This window comes from Nocardiopsis sp. L17-MgMaSL7, assembly GCF_003182025.1.
GTDB classification, from domain to species: Bacteria; Actinomycetota; Actinomycetes; order Streptosporangiales; family Streptosporangiaceae; genus Nocardiopsis; species Nocardiopsis prasina.
The window spans coordinates 85,321-108,589 of sequence record NZ_QGTF01000004.1; the positions used below are offsets into that span (position 1 = coordinate 85,321).

Genomic DNA, 23,269 nt, shown 5'->3' on the forward strand with positions numbered 1-23,269 from the left:
AGATACGTGTATTCGCAACCTGGTTTAGACCACTCCATCCCCCAGACGCTCTAAAGTGATAGTCGTGACACGTCGAGCAAAAATCGTTGCGACCCTTGGCCCCGCCACATCGAGCCCGGAGACACTCCGGCGCCTCGTCGACGCGGGCCTCGACGTCGCCCGTCTCAACCTCAGCCACGGAACCCACGACGACCACCGCGCCAGCCTCGCCAATCTCAGGCAGGCCGCGGCGGACGCCAACCGAGCAGTGGGGGTCCTCGCGGACCTCCAAGGACCCAAGATCCGCGTGGGAACCTTCCCCGACGGACCCGTCGAACTCGCCGCGGACGACGAGTTCACCATCACCATCGAGGACGTGCCCGGCGACCGCCAGCGCGTCTCCACCACCTACAAGGGGCTTCCCAGCGACGTCCGCCCCGGCGACCGCGTCCTCATCGACGACGGCCGCGTCGTGCTGGAGTGCACCAAGACCACCAGCACCGAAGTCCACACGCGCGTCATCTTCGGCGGCACCGTCTCCAACCACAAGGGACTCAACCTCCCCGGAGTCGCCGTCAGCGTGCCCGCCCTCACCGACAAGGACGAGGCCGACCTGCGCTGGGCCCTCGCCCAGGGCGTCGACATGGTCGCCCTCTCCTTCGTCCGCAGCCCCGCGGACGCCGAGGAGTGCCACCGCATCATGGACGAGGAGGGCGTCACCGTCCCCCTCATCGCCAAGATCGAGAAGCCCCAGGCGGTCGAGCGCCTCCAGGACATCATCGAGGTCTTCGACGGCGTCATGGTCGCCCGAGGCGACCTCGGTGTCGAACTGCCCCTGGAGAACGTCCCGATGGTGCAGAAGCGTGCCGTCGAACGCTGTCGCGACAAGGCCAAGCCGGTCATCGTCGCCACGCAGATGCTCGAGTCCATGATCAGCGCGCCCCGACCCACCCGGGCCGAGGCCTCCGACGTCGCCAACGCCGTCCTCGACGGCGCCGACGCCGTCATGCTCTCCGGCGAGACCAGTGTCGGCCAGTACCCCATCGAGACCGTCGAGACCATGGCGCGCATCGTCAGCGCCGCCGAGCAGGAGTCCCTGCGCGCCTCGCACATCCTCAACCGGGTGCCGGAGACCACCGGCGGGGCCATCGCCCGCGCCGCCGCCGAGATCGGCGCCACCGTCGGCGCCAAGGCCCTGGTCGCCTTCACCATGTCCGGTGAGACCGCCCGGCGCCTGGCCCGCTACCGCTCACCCATCCCGCTCCTGGCCTTCACCACCGAGGCCGAGACCCGGGGCAGGCTCTGCCTGACCTGGGGCACCGAGAGCAACCAGGTCCCGTGGGTCGACAACACCGACGACATGGTCCGCCAGGTCGAGAACGAGCTCCTCCAGCTCGGCGACTACCACAAGGGCGACAAGGTCGTCATCGTCGCCGGCAGCCCGCCCGGAACCACCGGTTCCACCAACTCCCTGCGTGTCCACCGACTCGGCGACGCCGTCGCCCTCGGTACCAGCGGAACCAGCTGACGCGTGAACGGGCGCCCCGACCGGGCGCCACCTGACGGGCCGCATCAGGTCCGGCCCGGGGGAAGGCGTACTGAGCCGCGCCGACCTCTCCGGGCCGACCGGTGCGGCCGATGTCATGTCCGGGGTCGGGCCGACGCGGGGGAGGGGCGTGCGCCGGAGCACGCGGAAGCGCCACGACGGCTCTCCGGGGTCACTGCTCCCCGGGGATCACTGCTCCTGGTGGGAGGAGACCCCGCCCTCGAAGGTCACCCGGTCCAACGGCATGTCCCAGGGCAACAGGTTCCAGGGGCTCCTCGGGTCCTCGTCCAACAGACCCAGTGCCACCCACACACGGTCGGCGTCCGGCCGGTCGAACTCCACCGGGTCACCGTCCACGCCCTTGTCCGGCCAGAGCAGGTAACCGGCGTGGAAGGCCGTGGACAGCTGGCCCCACGACGAGTAACGGCGCTGGAGGTCGGAGGCCACCCGCCGCAGCAGCGTCTGCGTCTCCACCGGGCTCAGCCAGTCCAGGGTCGCCCCGCCGCACACCAACCGGATGACGTGCACCGACTTCCACCACTGGTAGGCGCCGATGATCACCGTCTCGTCGGCCTCGGTCACGCGCGTGACCGACCGCAGTCGGGCCACCTGCTCCGGAGACAGCTCCACGGTCTCGCCGGTGTCCAGCCCGCCCTGGTCCAGGGGCAGCCGCGACCGGGCCGTGCCCGCGCGCAGGTCCACCGCCAGGTCCAGGCTCGGCCCCTGGTGCAGCCCCGCCAACAGGGTGTCGACCGCGGCCAGCAGGGACTCCCGGTCCACCACCGACCACTGGCGCTCCAGCATCCGCCGGTACCGGCGGCGCAGACTCGGCCGCGCCACCACGTCCCAGGGCTCGGCCAGCGCCACACGGAACGGGGCCGCCGCGGCGGCGGCCCAGCGTTCGGTGCTCAACGGGGCCTCGGGGTCCTTGGTCCGGATCGTCGGCGACTCACGCGAGCCCACCACCAACTCGGCGAAGGAACCCGCGGCCAGGACCAGCAGGGGAAGGAACGACCAGCCTGGCAGGTCCACCGCGACGAGCAGGACCGCAAGCAGGGCCACCGGGGTCCACAACCACGGCTGCCGACGCCGGGAACCCCAGGCCACCACAACCCAGGCCCCGATCACCAGCGCGCCGATCACCCCGGCCACCGCGGTCAACAACCGTCGCCCCTCTCTCGCTGCGTGCCCGATCCGACTGGGCTTTCCGCCATCAAGGATCAGGGACGCGACGGCTTCCAGGCGACCGAACCCACGGGTTGTGCTCAGGTTGTGGCCGTGATGTGACCGGTTCAGCCAGCTTGTAGCTACATAAAATGACAAAAGGCCTATTTGGGGTCGAATAGGTCGGGTAGTTACAGAGGTTCTGGCCAGTCTGTCCCGACCCGGCCAGAACCCCCGCGACAACCGCCGAAAACCCCCTAGTCCAGGGCCTCCACGACCACCTCGGTCGCCTCCGCGACCAGCGCGTCGTCGTACTCCGCGTCCTCGACGTCACGGCTCGACAGCACGGCCAGCAGGATCGGGTCGCCCTCGCCCTCCTCCGGCCACAGCACCGCGATGTCGTTGCGCGTCCCGTGACCTCCGCCACCGGTCTTGTCGCCCACGACCCAGCCCTCCGGCACACCCGCACGGATCAGATCGTCACCCGTCGTGTTCCGCACCAGCAGATCCACCAGCACCTCACGGCGGTCCTCCGGCAGGACCTCGCCCAGAGTGAACGCCTCCAGGCTCCCCGCCAGGGCCTCCGGGGTGCTCGTGTCGCGCTCGTCACCCGGAACGGCCTCGTTGAGGTCCGGCTCCCACCGCACCGGGTTGGTCACGTCGTCGCCGGTCAGCTCCTCCAGCGCGGAACCGAACCCCTCCGGGCCGCCGATCTCCTCCAACAGCAGGTTCGCCGCCGCGTTGTCGCTGAAGCGCACCGTCGCGTCACACAGCTCCAACAACGACATCCCCGACTCCAGGTTCTCCTCCACCACCGGCGAGTGCGGCACCAGCACACTCTCGTCGAAGGTCACCACCCGTTCCATCTCCTCCAACGAGTTCCCCGACAACACCACCCCCGCCAACAACGCCTTGAACGTCGAGGCGAACGCGAACCGCTCACCCTCCTGGAACGCCACCTCCTCGCCCGATCCCGTGTCCAACGCGTACACACCCAACCGGGCGTCGAACTCCTCCTCCAGGGCCTCGAACTCCGCCTCGAAGTCCACCGTCACCGAAGCCGACTCCGCGGGCGTACCCGTGCCCCCCGCATCCTCGGCAGCACCACACCCCACCAGAGGCACCAACGCCACCGACGCAACGAAACCGCGCCACCACACACCGCGCACAGCAAAGCCCACGAAAGCCCCCAAAGGAACAGGAATCAGAAGAGAGGCGAGCCAGAACCGACCCGCCCCCGCAGTCTCACCAACCACCACCCATGCTGTCCAAGACACAAACAGCCACACCCATGCTATTTCGACATAAGCTCAGACCATGGACCTCGTCGGAGCCTGCACCGCCTTCATCCACGTCAGCGACCGAGGCAGCTTCACCCTCGGAGCCGCCGCCGCGCGCATCCCCCAACCCGTCGCCAGCCGCCGCATCGCCGCCCTGGAGAAACACCTCGGCGCACCCCTCTTCGACCGCACCACACGACGCGCCACCCTCACCCAGTTCGGCCACACCGTCCTGCCCACCGCACGACGTCTCGTCGACCTCGCCCACACCCTCGAACACGACGCCGCCCAGGCCCGCCGCACACCCCTGCGCCTCGCCGTCCCCGCCACCTGCACCACCCACGACCTCGCCCACCTCACCGCCCAGGCCCGCCGCCACGACCTCCACCTCGACCCCCACCCCGCGCCACCCGCCCAACGCGAGGAACTCCTCCACACCCGACAGGTCCGCACCGCCATCACCGCCGTCCCACCCGACCGCGCGCACTGGACCGTCCCCCTCGGCCTCGCCACCCACCACCCTCCCCCCGCCAACACCCACTACCACGAAACCCTCCGCCCCCACCGCGACGACCCCACCCCGCCCCGCCGCCTCTGGATCCAGCCCGAGGACGACACCCCCCACATCCGCGACCCGCTCACCCACACCGGCGACACGATCGGCCTCCAACCCACCCAGATCCCCCGCGCCACCACCCTCCCCACCGCCACCGCCGAAGTCCTCGCCACCCACGACCTCCTCCTCTGCTCACCCCGCCAAGCCGACGACCTCAACCTCCACTGGCGCCCCATCGGAGAAATCCAACCCACCCGCACCTACACCGCCACCGGAGAACAGTCCGAGACACTCCGCACACACCTGCACCCACACATCGCCCAATGCCTCGGAGCCACCCCGTGATCACCCAACGACTCCAGACCGAACTCGAACAGGCCGGACTCCAGGCCTCCCTCCTCGTCCGCGACCTCAACACCGGCCACGAGATCGGCATCGACCCCGACACCGAGTACGCCACCGCCTCCCTCGTCAAGATCCCCCTCGCCCTCGCCACCCTCGAACGCCTCCACCAGGGCGAACTCGACGGCACCACCCCCGTCCGCGTCGAACCCGGCGGCCCCACCACCGGCCCCATCGGCCTCGGCCGCTTCCGCCACCCCGCCACCGTCGCCGTCGACGACCTCCTCTACCTCGCCATGTGCCTCAGCGACAACGTCGCCGCCGACACCCTCTTCGACCTCACCCCACCCGCACGGACCACCGACGTCCTCCGCGCCCACGGCATCCACGGCATCACCGTCCGCCACCGCGTCCGCGACCTCAACGAAACCCCCGCCGAACGCCTCGCCCCCGACGAGACCCACCTCGCCCACACCCTCGCTATCCAGGCGGCCAGCGCCGGACGCGGACACCGCATCCCCCAACTCGACGTCACCCGCGCCAACTCCGGCTCCGCCCGCGCCCACGTCGACCTCCTCCAGGCCCTGTGGAAACCCACCACCATCCACCCCGACACCGCCGCCCGCCTGCGCTCCCTCATGGCAGACAACGTCATCCGCCACCGCCTCGCCCCCGAGTTCAGCACCGACGCCAGCACCTGGTCCTCCAAGACCGGCAGCGTCCTCAACCACCGCCACGAGGTCGGCGTCGTCGAACACAGGGGCGGCGAGGCCTACGCCATCGCCGCCCTCACCGCCTCCTCCGTCCCCGCCCGCCACCAACCCGCCGTCGAAGCCCTCATCGGACGCGCCGCCCGCACCCTCCGCGACCACCTCCGCGCCACCTGACCAGACCCGAAACTGACGCGCCGTAGAGGAACAACAGACCAGCTCAGACGTAGCGTTGAGGCATGCTCACACAGATCGCCATCCACTCCGTAACCGTGCTCGACCAGGACGAGGCCCTCGACTTCTACGTCGGCAAACTCGGCTTCGAGGTCGGCGACGACGTCGACATGGGATTCATGCGGTGGCTCACCATCACCCTGCCCGCCGACCCGGACCGCCACATCCTCCTGGAGGTGCCCTCCCAGGACGAGAACGGCGCCCAGGTCCGCGAACTCCTCACCAAGGGCGCCCTCGGCGTCGCCGCCATCATCAACACCGACGACTGCCAGGCCACCTACGACACCCTGCGCGCGCGAGGAGTCCAGTTCACCGAGGAACCGACCCAGCAGCCCTACGGCATCGACTGCGCCCTGCGCGACCCCTTCGGCAACCACCTCCGCATCACCCAGCCCACACCGATGCAGGAGATCACCGAGGAGGACCTCAGGCGCTGGCGGGGTGAGGAGTAGCCCCGCCCGCCCGTGCCCCACGGTGCTCGGGCGTCCTCAGTACTTGGGCCCCACGAACGCGTCCATCCGCGCCACCGCGTCCTTGCGGGAGATCGACACCACGTGTTTGTCCCGGTAGAGCGGTTCCCGCCTGCTCACGTGGACCTTCCACGCGATGTCCAACCGGTCCAAGGCCTCGGTGAACAGTCCGACGATGTCGGTGGAGACGTTGGTGAAGTGGTAGCGCGGGTACTCGTACAACCTCACCCCTCCGTCGGGCAGCGTCCTCCTGATCCGGTTGAGCACCCTGCTCCCGTCGGAGTGGATCAGGCCGCGTACGAACTGCTCGGGATGCTCCTCGACGATGCCTCGCTGCCAGGGCTCCAGAGCGATGGTGCGGTCGTGTTTTTTGCCCGGCCCGTGTTGGGGGAACAGACAGGGCCAGTGCTTCCAGTTGCTGTGCACCTCGGTGCACCCCGTGGAGGGGACCCGGGAGACCCTGTGGTCGGGGCGGATCGCGGCCATACTCCCCGCGCAGAGTTCTATGAGTCCGGGCCAGGTGTCGGAGCACATGACACGCAGCCGCCAGACCCCCTTCGTGGGGTCTCCGGCCGGGGTGAGACACCCGTCGCCGAGGTAGAGGCCCAGGAGGTACCCGTACGCATCCGTTCGTCGGGGTGGGGCGGGTACGGGTTCACACCGGGGACACAGGTCGGTGCCGACGTACCTGTCCACGAGTGAACGGTCGAGGATCCACGTCCGAAGCGTGGACCGGTTGATGCCCGTCCGACGGCTGACCTCCGCGCAGGAGATTCCGGAATCGATGAGGGAGACGGCCTCGCGCCTGACATGCGGTGAGTACATACGGTGCATGTTCACTCACGCCTCGGACATTCCCGGATGGCTTCGAACGCAGAAAAGCCACCCGTGGGGGTGGCTGCTGGTGCCCCGAGTGGGATTCGAACCCACACTTGATGGTGTTTGAGACCATTGACTCTGCCGGTTGGTCTATCGGGGCGTTTGAGTTGTTGGTTCCGATTGTCCGGTTTGCCTGCTCGGCCTCCCGGGGCGACGCTCCGTCAACGGTGGAGTCACGATTGACGCGCATTGCCGGGGCCAACGGTCAGCATACTAGCGGATCTCGGTAACCTCGTGTACGTGACGAGGACGCAGAGCCGTGTGGTGATCGCGGAAGACGAGGCCCTGATTCGCCTGGATCTCAAGGAGATGCTCGAAGAGGACGGTTACGCCGTCGTCGGGGAGGCTGGCGACGGTGAGGCCGCCATTCGGCTTGCCCAGGAGCTCAAACCCGACCTGGTGATCACCGACATCAAGATGCCGGTGCTCGACGGCCTGTCGGCCGCCGAGCGCATCGCCGGGGAGCGCATCGCCCCGGTCGTGATCCTGACCGCCTTCTCCCAGCGGGAGCTGGTGGAGCGGGCCCGCGAGGCCGGGGCCATGGCCTACCTGGTCAAGCCGTTCAGCAAGTCGGACCTGGTGCCGGCGATCGAGATGGCCACCTCGCGCTACGCCGAGTTGGCCGCGCTGGAGGCCGAGGTCGGCAGCCTCCAGGAGCGACTGGAGACCCGAAAGCTCGTGGAGCAGGCCAAGGGCCTGCTCCAGACCCGCCACGGGATGAGTGAGCCCGAGGCGTTCCGGTGGATCCAGAAGAACTCCATGGACCGCCGGCTGACCATGCGCAAGGTCGCCGAGACCGTCGTCGAGACGCTCGGGGGACAGTCCTCCTGACGGACCGACCGCCGCAGCCCTGAACCGGGGCCGTGCCCGAACGGGTGCGGCCCCTTCGTGTGTCTCGGGTGCCCCGGCCGAGGGAGCCTACAGATTGACAGGTTTCGGCTCCGGAACGTGTCCGAGTGTCCAGGGTCAACGCGCATCCAGTACCGGTTAGATCTCGGTTGCGCACGATGGGGTGACGGTTGGGTCACGTGGTTTAAGCGACACTGAATGACCGGCATAAATCGGGCTAAACTCACCGCACCGAACAGCTAAAGGACAGCGGCCCTCGAATGCCTTCCATTCGGGTGCCGCCAACCTCAGATGCGCAAGGAGCGCGCGTGCGCACACGCCTCGTGACCGTGTTGCTCGCCCTGATCACCGCATTCCTGGTGATCCCCGGGGCGGCGGCGACGGCAGACGAACAGGGCGGTGAGACGCTGCACGGTCAGATCGGTCAGCCGGACGACCGGGACCAGGGTGTCGAGGGCATCCTGATCACGGTCCTCCAGGGTGACGACGAGATCGATGCGGTGGAAACCGACTCTGATGGAATGTGGGAAGTGGAGTTGCCCGGACCGGGCGACTACCGCGTAGTGGTGGACCAGGAGTCCGTCCCCAGCGAGTTCGCCGTACGCGAGACGTCCCTCATGGCAGAGGGTGAGGCCCAGGTCGAGGTCGAGTCCGGCCAGCAGCGGCTGCTCCTCATCGGGTTGGAGAACCCGGGCGACTCCGCGGGCGGCCAGGACGAGAGCTCCCCCTCCCCGGACGCCGAGGCGACCGAGGACACGGAGGAGGACACGGCCGCCGAGGACGAGTCCGTGGCGGTCGAGGGCGTCAGTGGCGGGTTCGGTGAGCGCTTCGCGCAGCTCACCGCGGCCGGTCTGCTGTTCGGCCTGGTCATCGCGATCTCCGCGATCGGCCTCTCACTGATCTTCGGTACGACGCAGGTCATCAACTTCTCGCACGGTGACATGGTCACCTTCGGCGCGATGATGGCCCTGCTGTTCAGTACCGGCGCCGCGGGACTGGGCAACTCCCTGCTGGCGATCTTCGCCGGTCTGGGGATCGCCGTCCTGTTGGGCGCCTTCCTGGAGCACCGGCTCAACCGGACGACGCTGATCGTCCTCCAGTGGTCCTCGGTCTTCGGCGGTATCGCGCTGGCGACGCTCATGGGCGTGCTCGGGGACGACCTCGGCTGGCAGGTGCCGCTGTGGGCGGCGGCCGGTATCGCGGTGATCATGGGCGGTGTGCTGGGCAGCACGATGGAGCGCTACCTGTGGCGTCCGCTGCGCAGGCGCAACGTCGCCCTGATCCAGATGTTCATCGTCTCCATCGGCCTGGCCCTGGTCCTGCGGCACGTGCTGCTGGTGCTCTTCGGAGCCAACCGGCGCCGGTACGCCGGGTTCCAGGTGCAGGAGATGGTGCACTTCGGTCCGATCTCCATGCCCCCGCGCGACCTGGTGATCATGGCCGTCGCGATCGTGGTGCTGGTGCTCGTGGCCTGCATGCTCCAGTTCACCCGCATCGGCAAGGCGATGCGCGCGGTCTCGGACAACCGGGACCTCGCGGAGTCGTCGGGCATCGACGTCGACCGGGTGACGCTGTACGTGTGGTTCCTCGGCGGCGGCCTGGCGTCCCTGGGCGGTGTGCTCTTCGGCCTGAACCAGGTCGTGGACTACGAGATGGGCTTCCGTCTGCTACTGCTCATGTTCGCCGCGGTGATCCTGGGCGGCCTGGGCACGGCCTACGGCGCGATGGTCGGCGGCATCGCCGTGGGTCTGGTGGCGATGCTGTCCACCCTGTGGTTCCCCGCACAGCTCATGCAAGCGTGGGCTCTGGCCCTGATGATCCTCATGCTGCTGATCAGGCCCCAGGGCCTGCTCGGTCGGCGCGAGCGGGTCGGCTAGGAGAGGTAGACGATGGATATTTTCTTGATCCTCGCCGAGTCCGCCCGATCCGCGGTGGGACCGGTGGCCGCGATCTACGCGCTGGCCGCGATCGGCCTGAACATGCACTTCGGTTACGCGGGGTTGCTGAACTTCGGTCAGGTCGGCTTCATGCTGGTGGGCGCCTACGGCGTCGGTATCAGCGTCGCGGTGTTCGAGCTGCCGTTGCTGGTCGGGTTCCTGGTGGGCCTGGCCTGCGCGGTGGTGTTGGCGCTGTTGTTGGGTATCCCGACGCTCCGGTTGCGGGCGGACTACCTGTCGATCACGACGATCGCCGCGGCCGAGGTGCTGCGGTTGGTGTACCGGGCGGGCTTCGCCGAGCCGCTGACCAACGGTGTCTACGGGTTGCAGAACCTGTCCACGGAGTTCCGTCAGTGGAACGAGGCGCTGGGGTTGTTCGACCCGGCCGGCCGCTACGGGATCGGTTCGTTCTCGTTCAGCGGCAACCACATGTGGATGATGACGGTGACGTGGGGTCTGGTGGCGCTGATGGCGGCGCTGACCTGGGCGCTGATCCACAGCCCGTGGGGCCGCGTGGTGAAGGGCATCCGCGAGGACGAGGACGCGGTGCGCAGCCTCGGCAAGAACGTCTTCGCGTACAAGATGCAGGCGCTGGTTCTGGGCGGCCTGATCGGTTCGCTGGCCGGTTGCATGATGGCGGTGCACCAGGGTGCGATCGCGCCGGACCAGTTCAAGCCGCAGGTGACGTTCTTCCTGTGGGTGATCCTGCTGCTGGGCGGTGCGGGCCGTGTCCTGGGTCCGATCGTCGGGTCGATGGTGTTCTGGTTCCTGATGAACTTCACGGACAAGCTGCTGCGCGGGTTGGGCAGTGAGGGTTACCTGCCGTTCCTGTCGGGTCCGGACTTCGGCGCCATCCAGCTGGCGTTCGTGGGTGTGCTGCTGGTGCTGCTGATCGTCTTCCGGCCGCAGGGCCTGATCGGTGACCGCAAGGAGATGTTGATCAATGTCAAGTGACGAGGTGAACGCCTCCGGGGCGGATGTCGAGGTCGACCGGATGGCCGGGGCGGTCCCGGAGCCGGGTTCGGTCAAGCCGGATCCGATCCTGGTGGCTGACGGGGTGAAGCGTTCCTTCGGCGGTCTGACCGCCGTGGACGTGGAGCACCTGGAGGTGCAGCGGGGGACGATCACGGCGCTGATCGGTCCGAACGGTGCGGGCAAGTCCACGCTGTTCAACCTGTTGACGGGGTTCGACCGGGTCGACGGCGGCCAGTGGTCGTTCGAGGGTCGCGGGATCAACGGTCGTCGGGGTCACCAGGTGGCCCGGGCCGGGATGGTGCGGACCTTCCAGCTGACCAAGGCGCTCACGCGGATGACGGTGCTCGACAACATGTTGTTGGGCGCTCCGGGTCAGACGGGTGAGCGCATGGCGGGGGCGTTCCTGCGTCCGGTGTGGGGCCGCCAGGAGAAGGTCAACACCGAGAAGGCCCTGGACCTGTTGGAGCGGTTCAAGCTGATCGACAAGCGCCGGGACATGGCGGGCGCTCTGTCGGGTGGTCAGCGCAAGCTGTTGGAGATGGCTCGCGCGCTGATGACCGATCCGAGCATGATCATGTTGGACGAGCCGATGGCGGGTGTGAACCCGGCGTTGGTGCAGTCCCTATTGCACCACATCACGTCGTTGCGTGACGAGGGCAAGACGGTCCTGTTCGTGGAGCACGACATGGACGTGATCATGGGCATCAGTGACTGGATCGTGGTGCTGGCCCAGGGCCAGGTGATCGCGGAGGGGCGTCCTTCGGACATCCGGTCCAACCAGCAGGTGATCGACGCCTACCTGGGTGCCCAGGAGGTCGAGGGTGAGACCCAGGGGAGTGGCGATGAGTGAGGGGAACGGCGGGGTCCGTCCGGAGCCGGAGGAGGTTCCGGAGGAGGCTGAGGAGGCCGCGGCCGTGCAGGAGCACCGCGAGGAGGTGCTGGAGCAGGCCCGGGCGGAGTCGCTCGAGGTGGGTGGTCCGGACGACTACCTGCTGTTGGCCCGGGACCTGGTGGCCGGCTACGTACCCGGGGTGAACATCCTGAACGGGTGCACGCTGACTCTCACCGAGGGTGAGGTCGTGGCGATCATCGGTCCGAACGGCGCGGGCAAGTCGACGCTGATCAAGACGATCTTCGGTCTGATCCCGGTGCGTGAGGGCGGTCTGACGCTGCGGGGTTCGAGCATCGCGGGGCTGGCGGCGCACTCGTTGGTGGAGCGGGGCGTGGGTTACGTCCCGCAGACGCGCAACGTGTTCCCGTCCCTGACGATCGAGGAGAACCTCCAGATGGGGGCGTTCCTGCGGCCGAGGTCGTTCTCGGAGCGGTTCGAGGTGGTGGCGGGGTTGTTCCCGTTGCTCGCGGACCGGCGTCGGGCGAAGGCGGGTTCGCTGTCGGGTGGTCAGCGTCAGATGGTGGCCATGGGCCGGGCCCTGATGATGGACCCGTCGGTGCTGTTGCTGGACGAGCCGACCGCGGGGTTGTCGCCGATCTACCAGGAGGAGGTCTTCCAGCGGGTGAAGGAGGTCAACGCCGCCGGGGTCTCGGTCGTCATGGTCGAGCAGAACGCGCGGCGGTGTCTCCAGATCTGTGACCGCGGGTACGTGCTGGACCAGGGCCGGAACGCGTACACGGGGTCGGGTCGGGACCTGCTGAACGATCCGAACGTGATCGAGCTGTACCTGGGAACGCTCGCGAAGGGCTGATCAGGGCGTGTGTGGGGGCGGGACCCGTCGCGGGTCCCGCCCCCTTTCGTGTGCCCGGTGTGTGCCGTGCCCGGTGTGGGGGTGCGGGCTCAGTCGTTGGTGTACTCGACGTATTCGAGGATCTCGTAGCCGTCCTCGCCGAAGTGGAAGATCTCGAAGGTGGCGGAGGTGGGGTCGCCGTTGTCGTCGAGGTCGATGTTGCCGCTCATCCCCTGGTAGTCGATGGACCGGCCGTCGGCGAGGAGGTCGCGGCACTCCGCGAACGAGGTGCACTCGGTGCCTTCGGGGCGGGTGACCTCGGCGACGTGGTCCACGTACTGGGTGGGGTCGGTGGAGCCCGCGGACTCGGCGGCCAGGGCGATGGTGGTGACGCAGTCGAAGATGTGCGGGGCGAACTGGAAGGCGTCGAGTTCGGGGTCGAAGGCGCGTAGGTCCTCGTTGAACTGGGGGTTGTCGGCGCTGGGGGCGACGCCGGTGGTGCCGGTGACGGCGTTGGTGGAGGCGGCGCCGATGGTCGCCTCCAGGTCGGGGTCGTTGAGGCCGTCGGTGAGGTAGAACTGGCTCTCCGTGCCGCTCTCGATGAGGGCGGCCATGAGCTGGGTGCCCTCCTGGAAGGAGACGAGGGCGACGGCGTCGGCCCCGGAGGTGACGGTGGAGCTGATGACGGCACCGAAGTTGGTGGCGTCGGGGTCGTACGTCTCGGTGAGGACGACGTTGGCGCCGAGGGCGTTGAGTTCGGCCTCGACGGCGTTGAGGTAGCCGTTGCCGTAGTCGTCGGCGCGGGCGATGACGGCGACGTCGAGGTGGCCGTCGTCGACGATGCGCTGGGCGAGGACGGGTCCGGCGAGGAGGTCGCTGGGGGCGGTGCGGAAGAAGTAGCCGTTGTCGTCGACGTTGGTGAGGTCGGGAGCGGTGCTGGAGCCGGAGCACTGGGCGATCCCGGCGCCCGTGACGGTGGCGTAGCTGGCCTGGGTCATCACGGAGGCGGCGGCGCCGATGACGGCGTTGACGTCGGCGGTGACGAGGTCGTTGGCGGCCTGGTTCGCCTGGGCGGCGTCTCCGGCCTCGTCCGCCACGACCGGCGGCGGGACGGTGGCGCCGAGGATGCCGCCCGCGTCGTTGATCTGGTCGATGGCGTAGTCGACGGCGGCGGTCTGGGGTCGGCCGAGGAAGCTCAGGTTGCCGGTCTGCGGGTAGAGGAGGCCGAACGTGAAACCGGTGTCGTCCGCGGTCTCGTCTCCGAGGTCCAGGGCGTCGCAGGCGGTGAGGGCGAGGCTGACGGCGAGTGCTGCCGCTGGGAGGGCGAGGGCCCTGTGGGTGGGCATGGCGTGGTCGTCCGTTCGAGTGGCGTGGTGCGTCCGGGGTTGGACGCGTGGGCGTCGGGCCCCGGTGCGTGCGGTGCCGCTGTGCGGCCGCCTGGCCCGTGTACGACGAGGCACGGCGCGCGGGGTGCGGCCGTGCCGGGGGTCTCGCGGTGGTCGTGTTCGGACGGGTCCGGGGGTGCGGGGCTGGTGCCCCGCACCCCCGGACGGTTCGCGTGGTGTGTGGCGGACGGCGCCTCCGCCGGGGGTCGTGGTGACCCCCGGGCGGGAGGCGGTGTCATCCGTCGTTACTCGTCGACGGAGTACTCCTCGAAGCCGAGGGTCTCGTAGCCGTCGTCACCGAAGTGGAAGACCTCGAAGGTGGCGGAGGTGGGGTCGCCGTTGTCGTCGAAGTCGATGTTGCCGCTGGTGCCCTGGAAGTCGATCTCCTCGCCGTCGTTGAGGAGGTCGCGGCACTCCTCGAAGCTGCCGCACTCGGTGCCGTCGGGGCGGCTGATCTCGGGGAGGTGCTCGACGTAGTCGGCGGGCGAGACGGATCCGGCGGACTCGGCGGCCAGGGCGATCGCCGTGACGCAGTCGAAGACCTGCGGGGCGAACTGGAAGACGTCGAGCTCGGAGTCGAAGGCGCGCAGGCCCTCGTTGAACTCGGGGTTGTCCGCACCGGGGGCGACGCCGGTGACGCCGGTGACGACGTCGGGGTCGTCCGAGTTGACGGTGTCGCCGAGCTCGGGGTCGTTGAGGCCGTCGGTGATGTAGAGCTGGTCGCCGGTGATGCCGGACTCGATGAGTTCGGCGATGACCTGGGCGCCCTCCTGGAAGGAGATCAGGGCGACGGCGTCGGGGTCGGCGCTGGAGACGGAGTTGACGACGGAGTCGAAGTTGGTGGCGTCGGGGTCGTAGTTCTCGGTCGCGACCACGTTCGCGCCGAGGGCCTCGAGCTCGGCCTCCACGGCGCTGCGGTAGCCGTCGCCGTAGTCGTCGGCGCGGGCGACCACGGCGACGTCGAAGGCGCCGTCGTCGACCATCTGGCGGGCCAGGACCGGTCCGGAGAGGAGGTCGCTGGGGGCGGTGCGGAAGAAGAAGCCGTTGTCGTCGATCTCGCTCAGGTCGGGCGCCGTGTTGGAGCCGGAGCACTGGACGATGCTGGCGGCGGTGACGGTGTCGTAGCTGGCCTGCGTCATGGCGGAGGCGGCGGCGCCGATGACGGCGTTGACGTCGGCGGAGACGAGGTCGTTGGCGGCCTGGTTGGCCTGGGCGGCGTCACCGGCCTCGTCCGCCTCGACGATGGCGGGAACGTCCGTGCCGAGGATGCCGCCGGCCTTGTTGATCTCGTCGATGGCGTACTTCGCGGCGGTGACCTGGGGCGGGCCCAGGAAGGCCAGGCTGCCGGTCTGGGGGTAGAGGATGCCGAAGGTGAACTCCTCGCCGGAGCCCTCTCCTCCGTCGGCGCTGTCGCCGCCGTCCCCGTTGCCACACGCGGTCAGTCCGAGCACGAGGGCCGCGGTTGCGGCAGTGAGGCTCAGGAACTTCTTGCTTGCCATGTTCGTGGTCACTCCGTTCAACCGGCTGATCTTGCGCAGCCGTGCCGATAGCTCTGTTGCGTCCTGTTGCCCGTTATGTGTGGCATGACTTAATCAGGAGCGTTAGCGGAGCTTAATCCGGTATCGGGTTCCGGCGGAAGCGGCGGGGGGCGGTTGCGTCTCAGTCGCCTTCTGCTCGTTATGACTCTGTAGCCGTGTGGCCGGGCGTGACTGGACGGATGCATGGTGTGGTGGGGGGATGTGATGACTGGTTGTCGTGGTGTGAGGGCGTGGGGTGCCGGTTCGTCCAGTGTTCGGAGTGACGGGAACTGGCGTTAGCCGGGCTTCATCCCCGGTGGCGGATGTCCAACGGCGGGGCGCGGGGGCGCCCCGCCGTCCGGACTTCTCTACTGGGGGGCGTCGCGCAGCATGCAGGTCAGACGCGAGGTGCAGACCTTCCGGCCCCGGTCGTCGGTGATGGTGATGTCCCAGGTGGCGAGGGTGCGGCCCAGGTGGACCGGGGTGGCCACCCCGGTGACGTGCCCCTCGGTGGCGGACCGGTGGTGGGTCGCGTTGATCTCGATGCCCACGGCGACGCGGCCGAACCCCTGTGCGTGGAGGGTGGAGCCGATCGATCCCAGGGACTCGGCGAGCACACACGAGGCGCCGCCGTGCAGCAGCCCGAAGGGCTGGCGGTTGCCCTCGACCGGCATGCGGCCCACGACGCGCTCGGCGGAGGCCTCGGTGATCTCGATGCCCATGCTCTGGCCCAGACCGCCGGAGAGCGCCCCGGAGTCCATGAGTTCGCGCAGGCCCTCGGCGTCTGTGGTCATGGTGTTGCCTTCCGATCCGGTCAGGTGGCCCCGTAACCGGTCGAACCGACCGGTGCGGGGAGGTGTTCCCGTGGTGATGGCCGCGGGCTGTCCGTAGCGCATCCTAGGATTCGTTCTGTGGTGACCAAGCGAGAGACCCCTGAACAGACATCCCAGGCCGACGGCGGGCGCGCCCGGCTGCTCCTCCTGGACGGCCACTCGATGGCCTTCCGCGCGTTCTTCGCGCTCCCCGTGGAGAAGTTCGGTACGAGTACCGGGCAGTCCACCAACGCCGTGTACGGCTTCGCCTCCATGCTGGTGAAGCTGCTGCGCGACGAGGAGCCCACGCACGTCGCGGTGGCGTGGGACCTCTCGGGCCCCACTTTCAGGGACGAGGAGTACGACGGGTACAAGGGCGGCCGGTCGGAGACCCCGCCGGAGTTCCCCTCCCAGGTGCCGCTGACCCAGGACCTGATGCGCCTGATCGGGGTCGCGAACCTGTCCGCGCCCGGCTTCGAGGCCGACGACGTGATCGCCACCCTCGCGCACCAGGGCTGCGAGGCGGGCATGGAGGTGCTGATCGCCTCCGGTGACCGGGATGCCTTCCAGCTGGTGAACGAGGACTGCACGGTCCTGTACCCGGGCAAGAGCCTGTCGGACATGCGCCGGATGGACCCGGAGGCGGTCGAGGACAAGTACGGGGTCACCCCGGAGCGGTACCGCGACCTCGCGGCCCTGGTGGGGGAGAAGGCCGACAACCTCCCCGGGGTGCCGGGGGTGGGTCCCAAGACCGCCGCCAAGTGGATCACGAAGTTCGGGTCCCTGGAGGAGTTGGTGGCCCGCGCGGACGAGGTCCCGGGCAAGGCGGGGCAGAACTTCCGCGACCACCTCGACGACGTGCTGCGCAACCAGAGGCTCAACAAACTGGTCACCGACGTGGAGCTGGACACGGCTGTGCGGGACCTGGGGCTGGGCGAGGCCGACCGGGCCGGGGTCGACGCGCTCTTCGACAACCTGGAGTTCGCCTCCAACCTGCGTGAGCGCCTGTACGCGGTGATCCGCGCGGACGGCGGCGAGGAGGGCGCCGAGGAGGGCGCGGCCGTCGAGGGCTTCACCGTGGACGTGACCATGGCGGCCACCGGCGGGGTGGCGGCCTGGATCATCGAGCACGCCTCAGCCGAGTCGCTGACGGACCAGGCCCCGGCGGGGTTGGCGATCGACGGGACCTGGGGCGCGGGCACCGGACGGGTGGACGCCCTGGCCGTCACGGTGCCGGGCGGGGCCTCGCTGTACGTGGACCCCACCGTGCTGGACACCGCCGACACCGACGCGCTGGCCGCCTTCCTCGCGGACTCCGGGCGGCCCAAGGCCGTGCACGAGTACAAGGGCGCGCTGCTGGCGCTGGGCGCGCACGGCTGGGACCTGAACGGGGTGGTCAGCGACACCGCCCTGGCGGCCTACCTGGCGCAGCCGGGGCAGCGCCGCTTCGACCTGGCCGACCTGTGCCGCAAGTACCTGGGCCGGGAGCTGGAGGAGGACACCGACGGCGACCAGATGGCCCTGGACCTGGGGGAGCAGGGCGGCAGCGGGCGCGGTCACGGGCTGGCCGTGCGGGCCGCCGCCACCCGTGACCTGGCCGCCGTGCTCGTGGCGGAGCTCGACAAGCGGGGCGGCACGCACCTGCTGCACGAGGTGGAGCTGCCGCTGGTCGACGTGCTGGCGCGGTTGGAGCGCGCGGGGATCGCCGCGGACCGCGAGTACCTGGAGGGTCTCCAGGGGGAGTTCGCCTCGGCGGCGCGCGGTGCGGTGGAGCGGGCGCACGAGATCGTGGGCCGGGAGTTCAACCTAGGCTCGCCCAAGCAGTTGCAGCAGGTTCTGTTCGAGGACCTGGAACTGCCCAGGACGAAGAAGATCAAGACGGGGTTCACGACGGACGCGGACGCGTTGGCGTGGCTGGCGACCCAGACCGAGAACGAGCTGCCGGGGGTGCTGCTGCACCACCGGGACCAGACGAAGCTGCGCACGACGGTCGAGGGTCTGATCAAGACGGTCGCCGACGACGGCCGCATCCACACCACGTTCAACCAGACGGTGGCGGCTACGGGGCGGCTGAGCTCCACCGACCCCAACCTCCAGAACATCCCGGTGCGCACGGACGTCGGACGGCGGATCAGGCGCGCGTTCGTGGTCGGTGAGGGCTACGAGGAGCTGCTCACGGCGGACTACAGCCAGATCGAGCTGCGCATCATGGCGCACCTGTCGGGTGAGCGGGCGCTGATCGACGCGTTCAACAGCGGGTACGACTTCCACGCGCACATGGCGGCGCAGGTCTTCGACATCGAGGTCGGGGAGGTCGACGGCGAGGCCCGGTCCAAGATCAAGGCGATGAGCTACGGGCTGGCCTACGGGCTGAGCGCCTACGGCCTGTCGCAGCAGCTGGCGATCACCCCGGACGAGGCGAAGAGGCTGATGGAGGACTACTTCGCCAGCTTCGGCGGGGTGCGCGACTACCTGAACCAGGTGGTGGACGAGGCCCGCAAGGTGGGGTACACCGAGACCATCCTGGGGCGGCGGCGCTACCTGCCGGACCTGACGAGCGACAACCGACAGCGACGCGAGATGGCGGAGCGGATGGCGTTGAACGCGCCGATCCAGGGGTCGGCGGCCGACATCATCAAGGTGGCGATGCTCCAGGTGGACGCGGCGCTGACCGAGGGAGGATTCCGCTCCCGGGTGCTGTTGCAGGTGCACGACGAGCTCGTGGTGGAGGTCTCTCCGGGTGAGCGCGAGGCGGTCGAAAACCTCGTGACGCACGAGATGGGCTCCGCCTATGATCTGCGTGTCCCGCTGGGCGTCTCGGTCGGCAGCGGGCAGAACTGGCATGACGCCGCGCACTAGGGCGCGGCGCTGATCTCGGAGGTGGGAACGGTGGCGGGGCAGGAAGAGACCACGGGCGGACTGGCCGTGGGACCCGTGACCGTTCCCGCCGACGCGTTGACGTGGCGGTTCTCACGGTCCTCGGGGCCGGGCGGGCAGCACGTGAACACGTCGGACACCCGGGTGTCGCTGTCGTTGGACGTGGCGTCGTGCCGGGCGCTGGGCGCCACGCGGCGGGCCCGCGCCCTGGAGCGGCTGTCCGGGCGCCTCGTGGACGGGGTGCTCACGGTGTCGGCGCAGACACACCGTTCCCAGGTGCGCAACCGGGCCGAGGCGCGGGAGAGGCTGGCCGCGATCCTCGCGGAGGCCATCGCGCCCCCGCCGCCGGAGCGGCGCGGCACACGGCCGAGCCGGGCCTCGAAGCGGCGCCGGCTGGACGCCAAGCGTCGACGGAGTGACGTGAAGAAGTCGCGCTCGCGGCCTCCGATGGACTGACGAACGTCGAGCGAACCACACGTTTCGGACTTTTTTCCGGACGCCTGGCCCCGGCCCCGCGCGGATGGCGCGCGGGGCGCGTCAGCCCCTGGCAGACATGGCTGAAGAGCTAGTTGATCTTCCCCACCCCGCTCGGGTAAATTGCGGCCACGACAGCCTTGTACGGTGCCCTCTTCCCGGATTCCGATTGACCTGCGCGCTCACGTCTCATATTCTGGCGTCAGCGTTGTGGGTTCGTGCGGGCGTCCGCTGTCTCCGATAGGGGGCAGGAGGGTTGCACCGCTTCGGTCTCCACTCTGGACCGGCGGCTGGCGGTCACGGACGGCTCGTTCCGTACATGTGACCTTCGCTTCTTACTTCTGGACTGCGGATCGACGGGCTCGAACCTGCGGCGTGCCCATTTCCTGTTCCTGTCCGTATCCGGAGTCCACCCACAAATGACGAGCAGCACCGAGGCCACCTCGACACCCCAGGTAGCGGTCAACGACATCGGGTCCGAGGAAGCCTTCCTCGCGGCGATCGACGAGACCATCAAGTACTTCAACGACGGTGACATCGTCGAGGGCACCATCGTGAAGGTCGATCGAGACGAGGTCTTGCTCGACATCGGCTACAAGACCGAGGGTGTCATCCCCTCTCGGGAACTGTCGATCAAGCACGACGTCGACCCCGGTGAAGTCGTTGCCGTCGGCGACCAGGTCGAAGCCCTCGTTCTCCAGAAGGAGGACAAGGAAGGCCGTCTGATCCTGTCCAAGAAGCGCGCTCAGTACGAGCGGGCCTGGGGCACGATCGAGAAGATCAAGGAAGAGGACGGCGTCGTCACCGGCACCGTCATCGAGGTCGTCAAGGGTGGTCTCATCCTCGACATCGGCCTGCGCGGCTTCCTTCCGGCGTCCCTGGTCGAGATGCGTCGCGTCCGCGACCTTCAGCCCTACGTCGGCCGCGAGCTCGAGGCGAAGATCATCGAGCTGGACAAGAACCGCAACAACGTGGTCCTGTCCCGTCGCGCCTGGCTGGAGCAGACCCAGTCCGAGGTCCGTCAGACGTTCCTCAACACCCTCCAGAAGGGTCAGATCCGCAAGGGCGTCGTCTCCTCGATCGTCAACTTCGGTGCCTTCGTGGACCTGGGTGGCGTCGACGGTCTGGTGCACGTCTCCGAGCTGTCCTGGAAGCACATCGACCACCCGAGCGAGGTTGTCGAGGTCGGCCAGGAGGTCACGGTCGAGGTCCTGGACGTCGACATGGAGCGCGAGCGCGTCTCCCTGTCGCTCAAGGCGACCCAGGAAGACCCGTGGCAGCAGTTCGCTCGGACCCACCAGATCGGTCAGGTCGTTCCCGGCAAGGTCACCAAGCTCGTTCCGTTCGGTGCGTTCGTGCGCGTCGAGGAGGGCATCGAGGGCCTGGTCCACATCTCCGAGCTGGCCGAGCGCCACGTCGAGGTGCCGGAGCAGGTCGTCCAGGTCGGCACCGAGATCTTCGTCAAGATCATCGACATCGACCTCGACCGCCGTCGCATCAGCCTCTCGCTGAAGCAGGCCAACGAGAGCGTCTCGCCCGACCAGGTGGACTTCGACCCCACCCTGTACGGCATGGCCGCCGACTACGACGAGCAGGGCAACTACAAGTACCCCGAGGGCTTCGACGCGGACAGCGGCGAGTGGCTCGAGGGCTTCGAGGCCCAGCGCGACGAGTGGGAGCGCAGCTACGCCGAGGCGCAGGCCCGCTTCGAGGCTCACCGCAAGCAGGTCGAGGAGGCGCGTGCGGCCGAGGCCGACGCCGCCAACGCTCCTGCCGTGGAGGAGGACGAGGAGGACTACACCGGTGGTGCGCAGAGCTCCGGCGGTTCGTCGTCCGGCTCGGACTCCACCAGCGGTGCGCTCGCCTCTGACGAGGCCCTGGCCGCCCTCCGCGAGAAGCTCGCGGGCGGCGAGGCCTGAGGGTCTCCTCGCCGGGCTCCGGCCCGAGTGATGGCTGAGTGAAGGGCCGTCCCCACCCACGGGTGGGGGCGGCCCTTCCGCGTGTCAGCAGTTCGGTCCCGGGGTGGCGGCGACAGTCCGCAGCAGGTCCCGCACCAGGTCGAGGTCGACGGCCGCGGGGGTGCGAAAACGCAGGCATCCCTTGCCCATGTCCTGGCCCGCGAGCCGGTCGGCGTGGGCCGCCACGACGTCCTCGCGCATCAGGTAGACGGAGACGTGGCGCTTCTGACGGGCGAAGGCCACCTCCGGGGCCCCGCCCCTGCGGTACGCGGGCATCCCGTACGCCATCACCTCCTCGAACCCCGGGAGTTCGGCGCGGAACAGGTCCCGGAGCCCGCTCAGCGCCGCCCGGTCGGCCTCGGGAAGTTCCGCCAGATAGGCGTCGACATCGGCTGCGTTGCTGCTCACCATGGGTCAAGGCTACGTACCGGCGGCTAGGGTTGCCTGGTACCCGCCGAGGGCGGGGACCAGTTGAGGAGGCGACGTGTTCGACATCCACCCGGCCACCCCCGACGACGCCGGTGAGATCTTCACCCTGCAACGGGCCGCCTACGTGGACGAGGCCCAGGCCTACGGGGACCCGTTCATCCTGCCGCTCACCGAGGGGCTGTCACGGATCGAGGGGTTGCTCGCCGACGGTGACGCCCTCGTGCTCAAGGCCGTGGTCGGGCACCGTGTGGTCGGGGCGGTCCGGGCCGGGACCACCGAGACCACCGGGGTGGTGGGGCGCCTCGTCGTGGCCCCGGACATGCGCCGTCGGGGGATCGCCGGGGCGCTGCTGGCCCGGGTCGAGGACGACCTGCGTGAGCGCAGGCCCGAACTGACGGCTCTCACCCTGTTCACGGGCGCGCAGAGCCCGAGGAACCAGCGCCTGTACCGGACTCTGGGGTACGCCGAGACGCACCGTGAGCGGGTCGCCGACCACCTCGTGATGGTGCACATGCGCAAGGAACTGGACCGGGTGGGCGCGGGGTCGGCGTGACGCCTGACCGCCGCGCCCCCTAGGGTGTGGCCCATGCTGAAAGTGGGTCTCACCGGTGGGATCGGTTCGGGCAAGAGCGCGGTCTCGTCCGCGTTGTCCTCCTACGGCGCGGTCGTGATCGACGCCGACGCCATCGCCCGTGAGGTGGTCGCGCCCGGAACGCCGGGACTGGCCGAGGTGGTCGCCGAGTTCGGCGAGGGGGTGCTCGGCCCGGACGGGGGCCTCGACCGGCCCGCGCTGGGGGAGATCGTCTTCGCCGACGAGGCACGTCTGGCCAGGCTCAACGCGATCGTCCACCCTCGGGTGGCCGAGCGCAGCGGTGAGCTCATGGCGCAGGCCGAGGCCTCCGGGGCCAGCGTGGTGGTGTACGACGTGCCGCTGCTGGTGGAGAACGGGCTGGAGCCGCTCTACGACGTGGTGGTCGTGGTGGACACCCCCGACGAACTCAGGGTGGAGCGGGTGTCCCGTGACCGGGGCCTGCCGCCCGAGCAGGTGCGGGCCCGGATCGCGGCCCAGGCCGACCGGCCGACCCGTCTGGCCGCCGCCGACCTGGTGGTGGACAACTCCGGAACCCGTGAGGACCTGGCCGACCGCGTCGCCGAACTGTGGGGAGAACTCCTGGCACGAGCGGACTAGGGCGTTGATGGCAGATCCCTGAATC

At 69.2% G+C, this 23,269-nt stretch carries 21 protein-coding genes and 1 tRNA gene; 14 read left to right on the top strand and 8 right to left on the bottom strand.

Annotated elements, in window-relative coordinates; translation table 11 throughout:
* Positions 1-64: 64 nt before the first annotated feature.
* Entirely contained in the window at positions 65-1,507 is a 1,443-nt protein-coding gene (gene pyk, locus BDW27_RS08160) for a pyruvate kinase (protein WP_110048872.1), read from the top strand.
* Positions 1,508-1,714: 207 nt separating this feature from the next.
* On the opposite strand, the gene BDW27_RS08165 is transcribed toward pyk, so the two are convergent.
* Positions 1,715-2,689 carry a DUF1266 domain-containing protein gene (locus BDW27_RS08165; RefSeq protein ID WP_026129254.1) on the bottom strand — a complete coding sequence of 325 codons (975 nt, stop codon included), beginning with the start codon at positions 2,687-2,689 and terminating at the stop codon, positions 1,715-1,717.
* 257 nt (positions 2,690-2,946) lie between these two features.
* Entirely contained in the window at positions 2,947-3,870 is a 924-nt protein-coding gene (gene bla / locus BDW27_RS08170; RefSeq protein WP_233515687.1) for a class A beta-lactamase, read from the bottom strand.
* A 136-nt stretch (positions 3,871-4,006) separates the two neighbouring features.
* Between bla and BDW27_RS08175 the strand changes: the two genes are divergently transcribed.
* The 3 genes from BDW27_RS08175 to BDW27_RS08185 all read left to right on the top strand — a co-directional run bounded on the left by BDW27_RS08175 (position 4,007) and on the right by BDW27_RS08185 (position 6,263).
* Positions 4,007-4,870 carry a LysR family transcriptional regulator gene (locus BDW27_RS08175; RefSeq protein ID WP_110048873.1) on the top strand — a complete coding sequence of 288 codons (864 nt, stop codon included), beginning with the start codon at positions 4,007-4,009 and terminating at the stop codon, positions 4,868-4,870.
* On the top strand, positions 4,867-5,754 hold the full coding sequence (locus tag BDW27_RS08180; protein ID WP_110048874.1) for a serine hydrolase: 888 nt from the start codon (positions 4,867-4,869) through the stop codon (positions 5,752-5,754). The genes BDW27_RS08175 and BDW27_RS08180 overlap by 4 nt, the downstream gene beginning before the upstream one ends.
* A 62-nt stretch (positions 5,755-5,816) precedes the next feature.
* Positions 5,817-6,263 (top strand): VOC family protein, encoded by a 447-nt coding sequence (locus tag BDW27_RS08185; protein ID WP_017544565.1) that lies wholly within the window; start codon positions 5,817-5,819, stop codon positions 6,261-6,263.
* Positions 6,264-6,299: 36 nt separating this feature from the next.
* Here the strand turns inward: BDW27_RS08185 and BDW27_RS08190 are convergent, their stop codons facing one another.
* Positions 6,300-7,106, bottom strand: a complete 807-nt coding sequence (locus BDW27_RS08190) for a transposase (RefSeq protein WP_110048875.1) — start codon at positions 7,104-7,106, stop codon at positions 6,300-6,302.
* Positions 7,107-7,183: 77 nt separating this feature from the next.
* Positions 7,184-7,260, bottom strand: a tRNA-Leu gene (locus BDW27_RS08195).
* 161 nt (positions 7,261-7,421) lie between these two features.
* Here BDW27_RS08195 and BDW27_RS08200 point away from each other — a divergent pair.
* The 5 genes from BDW27_RS08200 (at position 7,422) to BDW27_RS08220 (ending at position 12,624) form a co-directional block, all read left to right on the top strand.
* Entirely contained in the window at positions 7,422-7,991 is a 570-nt protein-coding gene (locus BDW27_RS08200; protein WP_017544567.1) for an ANTAR domain-containing response regulator, read from the top strand.
* A gap of 326 nt (positions 7,992-8,317) precedes the next feature.
* The gene (locus BDW27_RS08205; protein WP_110048876.1) at positions 8,318-9,886 is read left to right on the top strand and encodes a branched-chain amino acid ABC transporter permease; all 1,569 of its coding nucleotides are present in this window, start codon (positions 8,318-8,320) and stop codon (positions 9,884-9,886) included.
* A 12-nt stretch (positions 9,887-9,898) separates the two neighbouring features.
* Positions 9,899-10,900: a branched-chain amino acid ABC transporter permease gene (locus tag BDW27_RS08210; protein WP_026129256.1), complete on the top strand. Its 1,002-nt coding sequence runs from the start codon at positions 9,899-9,901 to the stop codon at positions 10,898-10,900.
* Positions 10,890-11,771: an ABC transporter ATP-binding protein gene (locus BDW27_RS08215; protein WP_110048877.1), complete on the top strand. Its 882-nt coding sequence runs from the start codon at positions 10,890-10,892 to the stop codon at positions 11,769-11,771. Before BDW27_RS08210 ends, BDW27_RS08215 begins: the two co-directional genes overlap by 11 nt.
* Complete coding sequence (locus tag BDW27_RS08220; RefSeq protein ID WP_017544571.1) at positions 11,764-12,624, top strand: ABC transporter ATP-binding protein; 861 nt, start codon at positions 11,764-11,766, stop codon at positions 12,622-12,624. Before BDW27_RS08215 ends, BDW27_RS08220 begins: the two co-directional genes overlap by 8 nt.
* A gap of 89 nt (positions 12,625-12,713) precedes the next feature.
* On the opposite strand, the gene BDW27_RS08225 is transcribed toward BDW27_RS08220, so the two are convergent.
* The 3 genes from BDW27_RS08225 to BDW27_RS08235 all read right to left on the bottom strand — a co-directional run bounded on the left by BDW27_RS08225 (position 12,714) and on the right by BDW27_RS08235 (position 16,299).
* Positions 12,714-13,949 carry an ABC transporter substrate-binding protein gene (locus BDW27_RS08225; protein WP_110048878.1) on the bottom strand — a complete coding sequence of 412 codons (1,236 nt, stop codon included), beginning with the start codon at positions 13,947-13,949 and terminating at the stop codon, positions 12,714-12,716.
* Positions 13,950-14,233: 284 nt separating this feature from the next.
* Complete coding sequence (locus BDW27_RS08230) at positions 14,234-15,487, bottom strand: ABC transporter substrate-binding protein (protein WP_017544573.1); 1,254 nt, start codon at positions 15,485-15,487, stop codon at positions 14,234-14,236.
* Between the two features lie 386 nt (positions 15,488-15,873).
* Positions 15,874-16,299: a PaaI family thioesterase gene (locus BDW27_RS08235; RefSeq protein ID WP_026129259.1), complete on the bottom strand. Its 426-nt coding sequence runs from the start codon at positions 16,297-16,299 to the stop codon at positions 15,874-15,876.
* A gap of 117 nt (positions 16,300-16,416) precedes the next feature.
* Between BDW27_RS08235 and polA the strand changes: the two genes are divergently transcribed.
* The 3 genes from polA to rpsA all read left to right on the top strand — a co-directional run bounded on the left by polA (position 16,417) and on the right by rpsA (position 21,587).
* The gene (gene polA / locus BDW27_RS08240) at positions 16,417-19,176 is read left to right on the top strand and encodes a DNA polymerase I (protein WP_110048879.1); all 2,760 of its coding nucleotides are present in this window, start codon (positions 16,417-16,419) and stop codon (positions 19,174-19,176) included.
* Between the two features lie 30 nt (positions 19,177-19,206).
* A complete protein-coding gene (arfB, locus tag BDW27_RS08245; RefSeq protein ID WP_110048880.1) occupies positions 19,207-19,650 on the top strand; it encodes an alternative ribosome rescue aminoacyl-tRNA hydrolase ArfB in 444 nt (147 codons plus the stop codon).
* Positions 19,651-20,087: 437 nt separating this feature from the next.
* A complete protein-coding gene (rpsA, locus tag BDW27_RS08250) occupies positions 20,088-21,587 on the top strand; it encodes a 30S ribosomal protein S1 (RefSeq protein WP_017544578.1) in 1,500 nt (499 codons plus the stop codon).
* A gap of 84 nt (positions 21,588-21,671) precedes the next feature.
* Here the strand turns inward: rpsA and BDW27_RS08255 are convergent, their stop codons facing one another.
* On the bottom strand, positions 21,672-22,037 hold the full coding sequence (locus tag BDW27_RS08255; RefSeq protein ID WP_110048881.1) for an iron chaperone: 366 nt from the start codon (positions 22,035-22,037) through the stop codon (positions 21,672-21,674).
* A gap of 73 nt (positions 22,038-22,110) precedes the next feature.
* Here BDW27_RS08255 and BDW27_RS08260 point away from each other — a divergent pair, with 73 nt between their 5' ends.
* Positions 22,111-22,608: a GNAT family N-acetyltransferase gene (locus BDW27_RS08260; protein ID WP_017544580.1), complete on the top strand. Its 498-nt coding sequence runs from the start codon at positions 22,111-22,113 to the stop codon at positions 22,606-22,608.
* A 33-nt stretch (positions 22,609-22,641) separates the two neighbouring features.
* A complete protein-coding gene (gene coaE, locus BDW27_RS08265) occupies positions 22,642-23,244 on the top strand; it encodes a dephospho-CoA kinase (RefSeq protein WP_017544581.1) in 603 nt (200 codons plus the stop codon).
* Positions 23,245-23,269 lie beyond the last annotated feature (25 nt).

What these genes read in the sequence shown, in the direction of transcription:
- BDW27_RS08225 (WP_110048878.1), bottom strand. Translation starts at nt 13,949, where the DNA reads ATGCCCACCCACAGGGCCCTCGCCCTCCCAGCGGCAGCACTCGCCGTC.
- coaE (WP_017544581.1), top strand. Translation starts at nt 22,642, where the DNA reads ATGCTGAAAGTGGGTCTCACCGGTGGGATCGGTTCGGGCAAGAGCGCG.
- rpsA (WP_017544578.1), top strand. Translation starts at nt 20,088, where the DNA reads ATGACGAGCAGCACCGAGGCCACCTCGACACCCCAGGTAGCGGTCAAC.
- BDW27_RS08230 (WP_017544573.1), bottom strand. Translation starts at nt 15,487, where the DNA reads ATGGCAAGCAAGAAGTTCCTGAGCCTCACTGCCGCAACCGCGGCCCTC.
- BDW27_RS08215 (WP_110048877.1), top strand. Translation starts at nt 10,890, where the DNA reads ATGTCAAGTGACGAGGTGAACGCCTCCGGGGCGGATGTCGAGGTCGAC.
- BDW27_RS08190 (WP_110048875.1), bottom strand. Translation starts at nt 7,106, where the DNA reads ATGTACTCACCGCATGTCAGGCGCGAGGCCGTCTCCCTCATCGATTCC.
- BDW27_RS08235 (WP_026129259.1), bottom strand. Translation starts at nt 16,299, where the DNA reads ATGACCACAGACGCCGAGGGCCTGCGCGAACTCATGGACTCCGGGGCG.
- BDW27_RS08220 (WP_017544571.1), top strand. Translation starts at nt 11,764, where the DNA reads ATGAGTGAGGGGAACGGCGGGGTCCGTCCGGAGCCGGAGGAGGTTCCG.
- BDW27_RS08175 (WP_110048873.1), top strand. Translation starts at nt 4,007, where the DNA reads ATGGACCTCGTCGGAGCCTGCACCGCCTTCATCCACGTCAGCGACCGA.
- BDW27_RS08210 (WP_026129256.1), top strand. Translation starts at nt 9,899, where the DNA reads ATGGATATTTTCTTGATCCTCGCCGAGTCCGCCCGATCCGCGGTGGGA.
- BDW27_RS08255 (WP_110048881.1), bottom strand. Translation starts at nt 22,037, where the DNA reads ATGGTGAGCAGCAACGCAGCCGATGTCGACGCCTATCTGGCGGAACTT.
- BDW27_RS08185 (WP_017544565.1), top strand. Translation starts at nt 5,817, where the DNA reads ATGCTCACACAGATCGCCATCCACTCCGTAACCGTGCTCGACCAGGAC.